Below are 12,548 nucleotides of genomic sequence, written 5' to 3' on the forward strand. Positions count from 1 at the left end.
CGCTCGGCGGGCATAAACAAAGAAGTATACGGCGCCCTGCCAGTACGCGGCAAAGCGTCGCGTAGATGCCGTCAAGCTGTCGGACTGATAGAATCGCCGCCGGTTCACATGAGGTTAATCCATGCACGACACCCACAACGAGCGCATGAGTGGCGGCGAAACCCGCGCCGCTGGCGGCCTTGCCCTGGTCTTTGCCTTTCGTATGCTGGGCATGTTCATGGTCTTGCCGGTACTGGCCACCTACGGCATGGACCTGGCCGGCGCCACGCCAGCGCTGATCGGCCTGGCCATCGGTGCCTATGGCTTGACCCAGGCGGTACTGCAGATCCCGTTCGGCATGATTTCCGACCGCATCGGCCGGCGGCCGGTGATTTACCTGGGGCTGGTGATCTTTGCCCTGGGCAGCGTGCTGGCGGCACAGGCCGACTCCATCTGGGGGGTGATCGCCGGGCGTATCCTGCAGGGCGCCGGGGCGATTTCTGCCGCAGTCATGGCGCTGCTGTCCGACCTCACCCGCGAGCAACACCGGACCAAGGCCATGGCCATGATCGGCATGAGCATCGGCCTGTCGTTCGCTGTCGCCATGGTCGTCGGCCCATTGCTGACAAGTGCCTTCGGTTTGTCAGGATTGTTCCTGGCCACGGCCGGGCTTGCCCTGGTCGGCATCCTGCTGGTCGCTTTTGTCGTGCCCAACACGCACAGCATTTTGCAGCACCGTGAGTCGGGTGTGGCACGCCAGGCCATCGGCCCGACCCTGCGCCATCCGGACCTTCTGCGCCTGGACCTGGGCATCTTCGTGCTGCACGCCATCCTCATGGCCAGCTTCGTCGCATTGCCCCTGGCCTTCGTCGAGCGCGGGGGGCTGCCCAAGGAGGAGCACTGGTGGGTATACCTGACCGCGCTGTTCATCTCATTTTTTGCAATGGTCCCGTTCATCATCTACGGCGAAAAAAAGCGCAAGATGAAACGCGTGTTGGCTGGCGCGGTCAGTGTCCTGCTGCTGACAGAGATATACTTCTGGGAGTGGGCTGACGGTTTGCGCGGACTGGTGATTGGCACCGTGGTATTCTTTACCGCATTCAACCTGCTGGAGGCTTCGCTGCCTTCGCTGGTCAGCAAGGTGTCGCCTGCCGGTGGCAAGGGGACGGCAATGGGGGTTTATTCCACCAGCCAGTTCCTCGGCGCTGCCTTGGGAGGAATCCTCGGTGGCTGGTTATTCCAGCACGGCGGGCTGAACATGGTGTTCCTCGGTTGCGCGGTACTGTGTGCCATCTGGCTGGTCGTCGCGTTGCGCATGAACGAGCCGCCCTATGTGACCAGCCTGCGCATGCCGCTGACGCCAGAGGCAGTCCGGGAAGCCGGCCTGACCGAGCGCCTGATGGCCGTGCCGGGTGTAACCGACGCCGTTGTGGTGGAAGACGAAGCCGCCATCTATATCAAACTGGATACGAAAATTTTGGACCGTACGACCCTCGAGCGCCTGGTTAACCCGGCCTCTTCGGCGTGCGAAGCCTAGGAGAACGTTATGGCCCGTGGGGTTAACAAAGTCATTCTGGTCGGCACCTGTGGCCAGGATCCCGAAGTCCGCTACCTGCCCAACGGTAACGCCGTGACCAACCTGAGCCTGGCCACCAGCGAGCAGTGGACCGACAAGCAGTCGGGCCAGAAGGTCGAGCGTACCGAATGGCACCGTGTGTCGCTGTTCGGCAAGGTTGCCGAAATCGCCGGCGAGTACCTGCGCAAAGGTTCGCAGTGCTACATCGAAGGCAAGCTGCAGACCCGCGAGTGGGAAAAAGACGGCATCAAGCGCTACACCACCGAGATCATCGTCGACATCAACGGCACCATGCAGCTGCTTGGCGGCCGTCCACAGGGTCAGCAGCAGGGCGGCGACCCGTACAACCAGGGTGGCGGCAACTACAACCAGGGTGGCCAGCCCCAGCAATACAACCAGGCACCGCCTCGCCAACAGGCTCAGCGCCCGCAACAGGCCCCTCAGCGCCCGGCGCCGCAACAGCCCGCGCCTCAGCCGGCTGCGGACTTTGACAGCTTTGATGACGATATTCCGTTCTGACACGACCGGTAACGCGTCCGCTACATCGAAAACCCAGGGCATTTCCCTGGGTTTTTTTATGCGCGCCCCCTCCGATACTGAGGGAGCGCCGCGCCCCGCCGCGTAGCCAAGCTGCATGTTGAGGACTCGGCGTTGCGCCACTGATGCCAATGCCGCCGGCGTGTCAGCGGATTCGTGAGCACCCTTCACCCTCGCTCATTGCTAGTAGAAAAGCCGTGGTTCGGATGAATCCAGCAAGCTGGCGAGTTTGGTCAAGGCAAAGCTGAGTTCGGCACGGCTTGGCGTCATCAGGGCGATACGCACGCCACAGCTGGCGGGTGTGCGCTCAGGCAGAAACTGGCTGCCGCTGACCACGGTGACGCCATTGTTGCGCGCCAGGTTGGCGAATTCATCGCTGGTCCATGGTTCAGGGAGTTCCAGCCAGATATGGAAACTGTTGGGCTGGCTGCGAATCTTGTACCTGCCCAGGATTTCCTGTGCCATGAGCTGCCGTGCGGCGGCTTCTTCCTGCTGCTCCCGCACCAGCTGATCGGCCATACCGCTGTTGATCAGGTTGCTGGCCAACTGGGCCATCAGCGGGGAGGGCATCCAGACGCTGCTGCGCACCATGGACGACAACCGTGAAAGCGTTTGTGGCGGCGCGTAGAGGTAGCCGATACGCAGGGCCGGCAGCACGCTTTTGGACAGGCTGGTCAGGTACACCGAGCGCTCAGGTGCATAGGCGGCCAAGGGTTTGTAGTCAGGCGCCGGTTCGAGGAAACCGTAGATATCGTCATCCACGATGAACAGGTCGAACTCGCGGGCAATCTGCGCGATAGCCTCGCGGCGCGCGTGCGGCATTACCGAATTGGTCGGGTTCTGGTGAGTGGTCACACATACCAGCAGCGACGGCCGGTGCTCCTGGCAGGCGGCCCGCAAGGCCTCCGGAATAAGGCCGTGCTCGTCCATGGCTACCCCGCGCAAACGGCGGCCCATGCTGTGGGCAAGGGAGATGATGCCGGGGTAGCAGAGCGACTCGCAGAGGATCACATCATCGCTTTTCGACAAGCTGCTGATGGCCACCAGCAGCCCATGTTGAGCGCCGGAGGTCAGCACCACCTGTTGCGCGCGAGCGTCGGGCAGCCAGCGCTGAATCCAGCTGGCGCCAGCCTGCTTGTGCGTCGCATGGCCACCGTCAGTAACGTAGTCGAGCACTTGGTCAAGGTCGGGGGATGAGGCCAGCTCGGTAATTGCTCTGCGCAGCCAGTCGGCCATGTGCGCGTCGTTGGGCTTGATGATCGAAAGGTCAATCTGGCCGCTTTCATGTTTGGGCGGTGCTGGCCGCAAAGATGCGGTGGGGGCAGGGGCACGCGCCGGCCGTTGCTGCAGGACGAAAGTCCCCCGACCAACCTCGCCAACCACCAAACCCCTTTTGGCGGCCTCGTCATAGGCGCGTCCGATAGTGCCAGGCGTCACCTGTAATGACTCGGCGAGATCCTTGAGTGTTGGCAGGCGGTCGCCTGGCGCCAGACGGCCATTGCCAATGTCCTGTTCAAGAGCATCGGCAATCATCAGGTAGACCGGCTGCGCCAGGTCGCTGTAGTGAGGAACCCACATGGAAATGGCACCAGAATCTGCAAGAACGCGGAAGCCTAGCACGAAAGCTCTTATCGGGGTAATCGCGTTTCCGATGTGTGAATTAACTCTATTGGTGCGAATCGGCGCGCATCACTGCGGGCTCGCCTTGGCCCGGTGTGCACGCGCGTGATCACGCGTTAAAAGCGCTGCTAAAAGAAATCTTTTGAAATCAATAAGTTGATTGAGTCGATTCAATGATGGTGGCAATCGGCCAATCAAAGTAATTGAATCGAGTTTATTTTTGTAATTACAATGATTGAGTCGATGCAATGTGGTGGTGCCTGGAGCGGCACCTCTCGCTCGTATCGCTCAAGTGTGAACGGTTTCAAAAACTGCCGCGTCTGCCCGGCATAGCAAGACACCGAATGGCCAATGGAATAGCACCTGAAATGGAAAGCGCACACCTGCAACAAGCAGCCGAGCCTCAAACCTCACTGGAAATCCGCCTGCCCTGGGTAGTCTCCAGCGCCTGGCAAACCTTGCTGAGCAATACGCCGCTCGATTTCGAAACCAGCAAAGAGCTTTACCCGCAACTCAAGGAGCAGGCGCAAGAGGTCCTGGGCAAAGCACTGTGCCAGCAAATCCGGGGTTTCGTTGAGGATCCGCAACTGACCAGCATGATTGTGCGTAATTGCCCACGCGATCGCGATGTGCCTCCGACCCCTTACTCTGGTGTGCTCAGCCCGCGCAGCACGCCGATTGCCTGTCTTGTCAGCCTGACCATGCAGCATCTGATGGGCATCAACCCGGTTGTCTACGAGGGTGAAAATGACGGGCGTCTGTTTCGCCATGTAATCCCTGCCCGTACTTCATCCAGCCAAAAGAGTTCACATGGCTCGCGGCTGCGCTTCTCCTATCACGTCGACAATCCGGACCTGCCATTGTCCTCCGAGCCGCTGGGTAGTGTTTCCTGCTGCCCGGAATACCTGTCGTTCTTCGGTATGCGCTGTGACCCGCGTATCAGTACCACCTTGGTCAACCTTGACGCAGTGATCGCGTCGCTGCCCTTGGCCACCGTGCGTGAACTGTGCGAAGCGCAGTTCGAAATCCGCCGCCCTGATTCGTTCACCGGTAACCGCCGTTGCACCGCTGAGTTGCCGGTACTGGTGCGCGGCCATTCAGGCGAGTGGCTGTGCCGCTTCGACAGCGAGAACACCCACGGGCTGAACCTGCGAGCCGAGCAGGCCCTGGCCACCCTGCGCGGTCTGTTGGAAACCCGGCGTTTCGATGAGCCTCACCTGCTGCTGCCAGGCGATTTCATGATCTTCAAGAACCAGCGCGTGCTGCATGCCCGTGATGGTTTCGAGCCGCAGAACGACGGTGCTGACCGTTGGCTGCTACGGGTGTTCGCGGTCAACGACCTGAACCGGGTGCGCTTTGCCCGGGCCGATCACCTTTACGAAGTGCTCTCCTGATTTCTCTTCATTTTTCGACGGAATTACTGCTATGGAACTGTTAGGCGCTTACTGGGCGGAACACTGGCTGCTGGCGATCCTGCTGCTGGGCGCCATTGCCTTTGTCGCGGGCTTTGTGGACAGCATTGCCGGGGGCGGCGGGTTGTTTCTGGTGCCAGGGTTTTTGCTGGTGGGCATGCCGCCTCAGGTAGCGCTGGGGCAGGAAAAACTGGTCAGTACGCTGGGTACGCTGGCCGCGATCCGCAACTTCCTGGCCAACAGCAAGATGGTCTGGCAGGTGGCACTGGTTGGCGTACCTTTCTCACTGCTCGGCGCCTACCTGGGAGCGCACCTGATTGTCTCGATCTCTCAGGAAACCGTGGGCAAGATCATCCTTGCATTGATCCCTTTCGGCATTCTGATTTTCCTCACCCCCAAGGACCGCCCGATAGAGGAGCGAGTGCTGTCGGCGCGGATGCTCTACACCGTCGTGCCGTTGACCTGTCTGGCCATCGGCTTTTACGACGGCTTCTTCGGCCCAGGTACCGGCAGCATGTTCATCATCGCGTTTCACTACCTGCTGCGCATGGACCTGGTTTCCAGCTCGGCCAACTCCAAGACCTTCAACTTCGCCTCCAATATCGGTGCGCTGGTCGCCTTCATCATGGCCGGCAAGGTTGTCTATCTGCTGGCGTTGCCGCTGGTGGCATGCAACATCCTCGGCAATCACATGGGCAGTGCATTAGCACTGCGCAAAGGGAATGACGTGGTACGCAAGGTGTTGGTGTTTTCCATGCTGTGCCTGTTCACCAGCCTGGGCGTGAAGTACCTGGTCTGACAATACCTCTGGGAGACAAACCTGATGAAAACTGCATTCGTGACTGGCGCCTCCTCAGGCTTTGGCCGAGCCATATGCCGCACCTTGGTTGCCAAGGGCTACCGTGTGATCGGTGGTGCCCGCCGTATGGACAAGCTGCAGGCACTGGAGCATGAGCTTGGCGACAACTTCATTCCACTGGCGCTGGATGTGACTGATGGGCAGTCGATCAGCGCAGCAGTGGCGCAGATCAACGAAGCTGCGTCGAGCATCAATGTGCTGGTCAACAACGCAGGCCTGGCGCTGGGTATCGAGCGGGCTCAGGCCTGCAGCGCCGAGAACTGGCAGCGCATGATCGACACAAACATAACCGGCCTGGCCATGGTCACCCATGCGGTGTTGCCACAGATGGTCGAAGCCGACAGTGGGATGATCATCAACATGGGTTCGATTGCTGGCACTTACCCCTACCCGGGTGGCAATGTTTATGGCGCAAGCAAGGCATTCGTGCGTCAGTTCAGCCTGAACCTGCGCGCCGATCTGGCAGGCACCCGCGTGCGGGTCAGCAACATCGAGCCTGGGCTGTGTTCCGGGACCGATTTCTCGGTGGTACGCCTGAACGGCGACCTGAATGCGGTGGATGCGTTGTACCGTGATGTGCAGGCAATCCTGCCCGAGGACATTGCCGCCATGGTTGCCTGGATCGCCGAACAGCCGCCACACGTAAACATCAATACGCTCGAAATCATGCCGGTGGCGCAGAGCAGTGCGGCCTTGAACGTGGCGCGCAATCTGCCGCGGTGCTGACCGGGATCAATCGCACTTTTGCCATTCTTGACTAGTCTTAACGGTTGGCGGCATCACTTTGCCGCCACCGTGATGACCCGAGGTGCCGGCAATGCCACGAGCGCCCGAAACCTGATCAGGAGTGCACGATGGACCTCAACCGTCGGCAATTCTTCAAGGTCGCCGCAGTCGGCCTTGGAGGCTCGAGCCTGGCAGCGTTGGGCATGGCCCCGACGCCGGCCTTCGCCGAGCAGGTGCGCCACTTCAAACTGGCGCATACCAAAGAAGCCCGTAACACTTGTCCTTACTGCTCGGTCGGCTGCGGCTTGATCCTGTACAGCCAGGGCGATGCGGGCAAAAACGTTAAACAGAGCATCATCCACATCGAAGGTGACGCCGACCATCCCGTCAACCGTGGCACGCTCTGCCCGAAAGGTGCCGGCCTGCTGGACTTTATCCACAGCCCAAGCCGCCTGCAGTACCCCGAGGTGCGCAAGCCTGGCAGCAAGGAGTGGGTGCGGGTGAGCTGGGATGAGGCGCTCGACCGCGTCGCCGGCCTGATGAAGCAGGACCGCGACGCCAACTTCATCGAGAAGAACGCCCAGGGGCAAACTGTCAACCGCTGGCTTACCACCGGTTTTCTTGCTGCCTCCGCCGCCTCTAGCGAGGCTGGCTACCTGACCCACAAGGTCGTCCGCGCAACAGGCATGCTGGGGTTCGATAACCAGGCACGTGTCTGACATGGCCCGACGGTGGCAAGTCTTGCCCCGACGTACGGCCGTGGCGCCATGACCAACCACTGGTCCGATATCGCCAACGCGAATCTGGTCCTGGTGATGGGTGGCAACGCAGCAGAAGCGCATCCGTGCGGCTTCAAATGGGTGACCGAGGCCAAGGCGCACAACAAGGCGCGGCTGATCGTGGTCGACCCACGCTTTACCCGTACCGCTTCGGTCGCGGATTACTACGCGCCGATCCGTACCGGTACCGACATCGCCTTCATGGGCGGGCTGATCAATTACCTGCTGAGTACTGACAAGATCCAGCACGAGTACGTGCGCAACTACACCGACGTGTCGTTCATCGTCAAAGAGAGCTATGGCTTCGAGGATGGGCTGTTCAGCGGCTACGACGAGACCAAGCGTGTGTATGCCGACAAGTCCGGCTGGGGTTACGAGCTGGGTGAGGACGGTTTTGCCAAAGTCGACCCGACCCTGCAGCACCCTCGCTGTGTGTTCCAGCTGATGAAGCAGCATTACAGCCGCTACACCCCGGAACTGGCCAGCATGATCTGTGGCATGCCGCAGGATGCCATGATGAAGGTCTGGGAAGAGATCGCCACATGCTCGGTACCGGGCAAGACCATGACGATTCTCTATGCGCTGGGCTGGACGCAACACTCGATCGGTGCGCAGATCATTCGCAGCGCGGCCATGGTCCAGCTTCTGTTGGGTAACGTCGGCATGCCGGGTGGCGGGGTCAACGCCTTGCGCGGGCACTCCAACATCCAGGGGCTGACCGACCTCGGCCTGCTGTCCAACTCGCTGCCGGGTTACCTGACCCTGGCTGGCGATGCCGAGCAGGACTACGCCAGCTACATCGACAAGCGCGCTTCCAAGCCATTGCGCCCTGGGCAGCTGTCGTACTGGCAGAACTATGGCAAGTTCCACGTCAGCCTGATGAAGGCCTGGTACGGCGCCAACGCCACGGCAGACAACAACTGGGGTTACGACTGGCTGCCCAAGCTCGACGTGCCTGCCTATGACGTGCTGCGCATGTTCGAGATGATGAGCCAAGGCAAGGTTAACGGCTACGTATGCCAGGGCTTCAACCCGATTGCTGCGCTGCCGGACAAGAACCGCGTGACTGCGGCGTTGGGCAAGCTCAAGTGGCTGGTGATCATGGACCCGCTGGCTACCGAGACCTCGGAGTTCTGGCGCAATGCCGGGCCGTTCAACGACGTCGACACGGCCAGTATCCAGACCGAAGTGATCCGCCTGCCCACCACCTGCTTCGCCGAGGAAGACGGCTCGCTGGTCAACAGCAGCCGTTGGCTGCAGTGGCACTGGAAGGGCGCCGACGGCCCTGGCGAGACCCGCACCGACGTGCAGATCATGAGCGAGCTGTTCCTGCGCCTGCGTCAACGCTACCAGACCGAGGGCGGCGCCTACCCCGACCCGCTGATGAACATCAGCTGGCCGTACAAGATCCCTGAAGAGCCCTCCCCGGAGGAGCTGGCCAAGGAGATGAACGGCTGGGCAGTCACCGACGTTACCGACGCCACCGGCGCCATGCTCAAAGCTGGCCAGCAGCTGTCGGGCTTCGGGCAACTGAAGGACGATGGCAGCACCGCGTCTGGCTGCTGGATCTTCGCCGGCAGCTGGACCGAGCAGGGCAACCAGATGGCCCGTCGCGACAACAGCGACCCCTACGGCATGCATCAGGTGCAGAACTGGGCCTGGGCCTGGCCGGCCAACCGCCGCATCCTCTACAACCGTGCCTCCAGCGACCCGCAAGGCAAGCCGTGGGACCCGGAGAAAAAGCGCCTGGTGTGGTGGAACGGCAAGGCCTGGACCGGCACCGACGTGCCGGACTTCAAGGTCGACTCGCCACCGGAAGCGGGGATGAACCCGTTCATCATGAACCCCGAGGGCGTGGCGCGTTTCTTCGCCATCGACAAAATGGCCGAAGGCCCGTTCCCCGAGCACTACGAGCCATTCGAAACACCGATTGGCATCAACCCGCTGCACCCGCAGAACAAGAAGGTGGTCAGCAACCCGGCCGGGCGCATTTTCGACTCGGTGTGGGACACCCTCGGCACGCACGACGAGTTCCCCTATGCGGCGACCACGTACCGGCTGACCGAGCACTTCCACTTCTGGAGCAAGCATTGCCGGCTCAACGCCATTGCCCAGCCCGAGCAGTTCGTCGAGATAGGCGAGGTGCTGGCCAATGAGAAAGGCATCAAGGCCGGCGACCGGGTGCGGGTGTCGAGCAAACGCGGGCATATCGATGCGGTGGCGGTAGTGACCAAGCGGATTCGCCCGCTGCAGGTCAACAACCAGACCGTGCACCAGATCGGCATCCCGTTGCATTGGGGCTTCACCGGCGCAACGCGGCATGGCTACCTGACCAATACCCTGGTGCCATTCCTTGGTGACGGCAACACGCAGACGCCGGAGTCCAAGTCGTTCCTCGTCAAAGTGGAGAAACTCTGATGGCCAGCCAAGACATCATCGCCCGCTCGGCCACCACCACCGTACCGTCTTCGGTACGTCAGCAGCAGGAAGTCGCCAAGCTGATCGACACCACCAAGTGCATCGGCTGCAAGGCCTGCCAGGTGGCGTGCTCGGAGTGGAACGAACTGCGTGACGAGGTCGGCCACAACCACGGTACCTACGACAACCCCCAGGACCTCACCGCCGAGACCTGGACCCTGATGCGCTTCACCGAGCACGAGCGCGACGACGGCAACCTGGAGTGGCTCATCCGCAAGGATGGTTGCATGCACTGCGCCGACCCCGGTTGCCTGAAGGCCTGCCCCAGCCCGGGGGCGATCATCAAGCACGCCAACGGTATCGTCGACTTCAACCAGGACCACTGCATTGGTTGCGGTTACTGCATCACCGGCTGCCCGTTCAACATCCCGCGCATCTCGCAAAAGGACCACAAGGCGTACAAGTGCACCCTGTGTTCCGACCGCGTCAGCGTGGGCCTGGAGCCGGCCTGTGTGAAAACCTGCCCGACCGGTGCGATCGTGTTCGGCAGCAAGGACGAGATGAAGGTGCACGCTGCCGAGCGCATCGTCGACCTGAAGTCAAGGGGCTACGACAAGGCGGGGTTGTACGACCCGGACGGCGTCGGTGGCACCCACGTGATGTACGTGCTGCATCATGCCGACACGCCGAGGCTGTACGCCGGCCTGCCGGACCAGCCGGTGATCAGCCCGCTGGTGGGGCTGTGGAAAGGCTTCACCAAGCCGCTGGCGCTGCTGGCCATGGGCGCAGCGGTGCTGGCGGGGTTCTTCCACTACGTGCGGGTTGGCCCGCAGCGGGTAGAGGAAGACGAACACCCGACGCCGCCCGATGACAGCGTGCACCAAGTGGACCCCGCGGTGCATGTCTACGATCCGAAGCAGCCCGGTGGGCAAGGGGAGCAGCGGCCATGAACGATAACAAACCCATCCTGCGCTACACCGCCAACGAGCGGACCAACCACTGGATCGTCGCCATTCTGTTCTTCATGGCCGGGCTTTCCGGGCTGGCGCTGTTTCACCCGGCGCTGTTCTGGTTAAGCCATCTGTTCGGCGGCGGGCCGTGGACACGCATCCTGCACCCGTTCATGGGCGTGGCGATGTTCGTGTTTTTCCTCGGGTTGGTGGTGCGCTTCTGGCGCGCCAACTTCATCACCGCCAACGACCGCCTGTGGTTACGCCGCATTGATCGGGTGATGGTCAACCGCGAGGACGGCGTACCCCCCATCGGCAAGTACAACGCAGGGCAGAAGCTGCTGTTCTGGACCCTGTTGTTGTGCATGCTGGTGTTGTTGGTTAGCGGCGTGGTGATCTGGCGGGCGTATTTCAGCCATTTCTTCGACATCGGCGCGATTCGCCTGGCGTCGCTGGCTCACGCGCTGGCGGGCTTCGTGCTGATTCTCAGCATCATCGTGCACATTTACGCCGGCATCTGGATCAAGGGCTCGATCGGCGCCATGCTGCACGGCTGGGTCAGCCGTGCCTGGGCGCGCAAGCACCATGCGTTGTGGTACCGCGAAGTCACCGGTGACAAGACACCGGGCAATCACGGACGAAAAGAAGGATAAGCGCTTGAGCACGATACTCGAACCCGGGCAGATTGAAGCGTCGGCAGTAGCGCCGCCTTTTTTGCACCTGCCCCCCGCCAATCTGTTCGAGCTGCGTGCTGCACGCCTTGAGCAACTGGCCGAAGGCAATGCCCTTGGTGACTACCTGCAGTTGATTGCACGGTTATGCCGCATCCAGCAGCAGCTTGTGGATAACCCCCCCGCCGGCATGCCGGTGGCCGAGGAGCGCCAGCGCCTGTGCATAAGCCATGGTTTGCCGCCGCTGGCGGCCGACAGCCTGGTGCGTGAAGGGCCGTGGCTTGTCTGGTTGCAAGCCCTGCTAGAGCACTTCAGCGGCGCAACAACCGGCCCGATGGGGGAGGCGTTGCAGGCGCTGCGCGGCAGTGATGACCACCAGCGCAAAGGCTGGGGCATTGCCTTGCTGGCTGGCCAGTACGATGCGGTGCCTGCAGCACTGGTGCCGTTCCTGGGGGCTGCGCTGCAGGCAGCCTGGTCCAGTTGGTTGCTGGCGCTGCCGGCGCCTGAACTCAAGCCCGCCGGTAGCCTGGCCCAGTGCCCGGCGTGCGGTTCGCCGGCTATGGCCGGGGTGGTGCGCAACCGTGGCAAGCACAATGGTTTGCGTTATCTGGCCTGTTCGCTGTGCGCCTGTGAGTGGCATGTGGTGCGGGTCAAATGCGTGTACTGCGAGTCGAGCAAGGACTTGCGCTACACCAGCCTGGAGGATGACCGCCACGCGCCGGGCAAGGCGCCGCTGCGCGCCGAATGCTGCCCGGGGTGCAACAGCTACCTGAAGCAGAACTACCTGGAGAACGACGCGGCGGCCGAACCGCTGGCCGATGACCTGGCCAGCCTGGCGCTGGATATGCGCCTGGACGAGGAGGGCTTTCATCGCCTGGCGCCCAACCTGATGCTCGCCCCGGGTGGTGGGTGAGTGTCTACACTGAAACACCGAGTTGCCTTCTTCGCGGGTAAACCCGCTCCCACAGGTACAGTACCTGCTTTGACATCGGTGCAATACCTGTGGGAGCGGGCTTGCCCC

General features: G+C 61.8%; 10 protein-coding genes. 9 read left to right on the top strand and 1 reads right to left on the bottom strand.

Translation table 11 applies throughout. The annotated features are described in order from the left end of the window. The first annotated feature begins 121 nt into the window (after positions 1-121). Both AC07XM_RS12220 and AC07XM_RS12225 read left to right on the top strand, forming a co-directional pair. Positions 122-1,516, top strand: coding sequence for an MFS transporter (locus AC07XM_RS12220; RefSeq protein ID WP_016484655.1), 1,395 nt, complete (start codon positions 122-124; stop codon positions 1,514-1,516). A 9-nt stretch (positions 1,517-1,525) separates the two neighbouring features. Beyond that, complete coding sequence (locus AC07XM_RS12225; protein ID WP_016484656.1) at positions 1,526-2,074, top strand: single-stranded DNA-binding protein; 549 nt, start codon at positions 1,526-1,528, stop codon at positions 2,072-2,074. A gap of 201 nt (positions 2,075-2,275) precedes the next feature. Here the strand turns inward: AC07XM_RS12225 and AC07XM_RS12230 are convergent, their stop codons facing one another. Further along, positions 2,276-3,670 (bottom strand): aminotransferase-like domain-containing protein, encoded by a 1,395-nt coding sequence (locus tag AC07XM_RS12230; RefSeq protein WP_023048325.1) that lies wholly within the window; start codon positions 3,668-3,670, stop codon positions 2,276-2,278. Positions 3,671-4,080: 410 nt separating this feature from the next. On the opposite strand from AC07XM_RS12230, the gene AC07XM_RS12235 reads away from it, so the two are divergent. The 7 genes from AC07XM_RS12235 (at position 4,081) to fdhE (ending at position 12,440) form a co-directional block, all read left to right on the top strand. Next, positions 4,081-5,106, top strand: a complete 1,026-nt coding sequence (locus AC07XM_RS12235) for a TauD/TfdA family dioxygenase (RefSeq protein WP_060519291.1) — start codon at positions 4,081-4,083, stop codon at positions 5,104-5,106. A gap of 31 nt (positions 5,107-5,137) precedes the next feature. Then, positions 5,138-5,923, top strand: coding sequence for a sulfite exporter TauE/SafE family protein (locus tag AC07XM_RS12240; RefSeq protein WP_016484669.1), 786 nt, complete (start codon positions 5,138-5,140; stop codon positions 5,921-5,923). A gap of 24 nt (positions 5,924-5,947) precedes the next feature. Further along, positions 5,948-6,709 (top strand): SDR family NAD(P)-dependent oxidoreductase, encoded by a 762-nt coding sequence (locus AC07XM_RS12245; protein ID WP_016484670.1) that lies wholly within the window; start codon positions 5,948-5,950, stop codon positions 6,707-6,709. 128 nt (positions 6,710-6,837) lie between these two features. After that, complete coding sequence (gene fdnG / locus AC07XM_RS12250; protein ID WP_139138803.1) at positions 6,838-9,906, top strand: formate dehydrogenase-N subunit alpha; 3,069 nt, start codon at positions 6,838-6,840, stop codon at positions 9,904-9,906. After that, positions 9,906-10,856, top strand: coding sequence for a formate dehydrogenase subunit beta (gene fdxH, locus AC07XM_RS12255; RefSeq protein WP_016484673.1), 951 nt, complete (start codon positions 9,906-9,908; stop codon positions 10,854-10,856). Before fdnG ends, fdxH begins: the two co-directional genes overlap by 1 nt. Next, on the top strand, positions 10,853-11,509 hold the full coding sequence (locus tag AC07XM_RS12260; RefSeq protein ID WP_016484674.1) for a formate dehydrogenase subunit gamma: 657 nt from the start codon (positions 10,853-10,855) through the stop codon (positions 11,507-11,509). The genes fdxH and AC07XM_RS12260 overlap by 4 nt, the downstream gene beginning before the upstream one ends. Positions 11,510-11,513: 4 nt before the next feature. Continuing rightward, positions 11,514-12,440, top strand: a complete 927-nt coding sequence (gene fdhE, locus AC07XM_RS12265) for a formate dehydrogenase accessory protein FdhE (RefSeq protein ID WP_023048323.1) — start codon at positions 11,514-11,516, stop codon at positions 12,438-12,440. The last annotated feature ends 108 nt before the right edge of the window (positions 12,441-12,548 follow it).

The sequence above is a fragment of the Pseudomonas sp. GW460-LB5 genome, assembly GCF_059423245.1.

Coding starts and splice junctions, on each gene's coding strand:
- AC07XM_RS12240 (WP_016484669.1), top strand. CDS start 5,138: ATGGAACTGTTAGGCGCTTACTGGGCGGAACACTGGCTGCTGGCGATC.
- AC07XM_RS12245 (WP_016484670.1), top strand. CDS start 5,948: ATGAAAACTGCATTCGTGACTGGCGCCTCCTCAGGCTTTGGCCGAGCC.
- AC07XM_RS12225 (WP_016484656.1), top strand. CDS start 1,526: ATGGCCCGTGGGGTTAACAAAGTCATTCTGGTCGGCACCTGTGGCCAG.
- AC07XM_RS12235 (WP_060519291.1), top strand. CDS start 4,081: ATGGAAAGCGCACACCTGCAACAAGCAGCCGAGCCTCAAACCTCACTG.
- AC07XM_RS12230 (WP_023048325.1), bottom strand. CDS start 3,670: ATGTGGGTTCCTCACTACAGCGACCTGGCGCAGCCGGTCTACCTGATG.
- AC07XM_RS12220 (WP_016484655.1), top strand. CDS start 122: ATGCACGACACCCACAACGAGCGCATGAGTGGCGGCGAAACCCGCGCC.
- fdxH (WP_016484673.1), top strand. CDS start 9,906: ATGGCCAGCCAAGACATCATCGCCCGCTCGGCCACCACCACCGTACCG.
- AC07XM_RS12260 (WP_016484674.1), top strand. CDS start 10,853: ATGAACGATAACAAACCCATCCTGCGCTACACCGCCAACGAGCGGACC.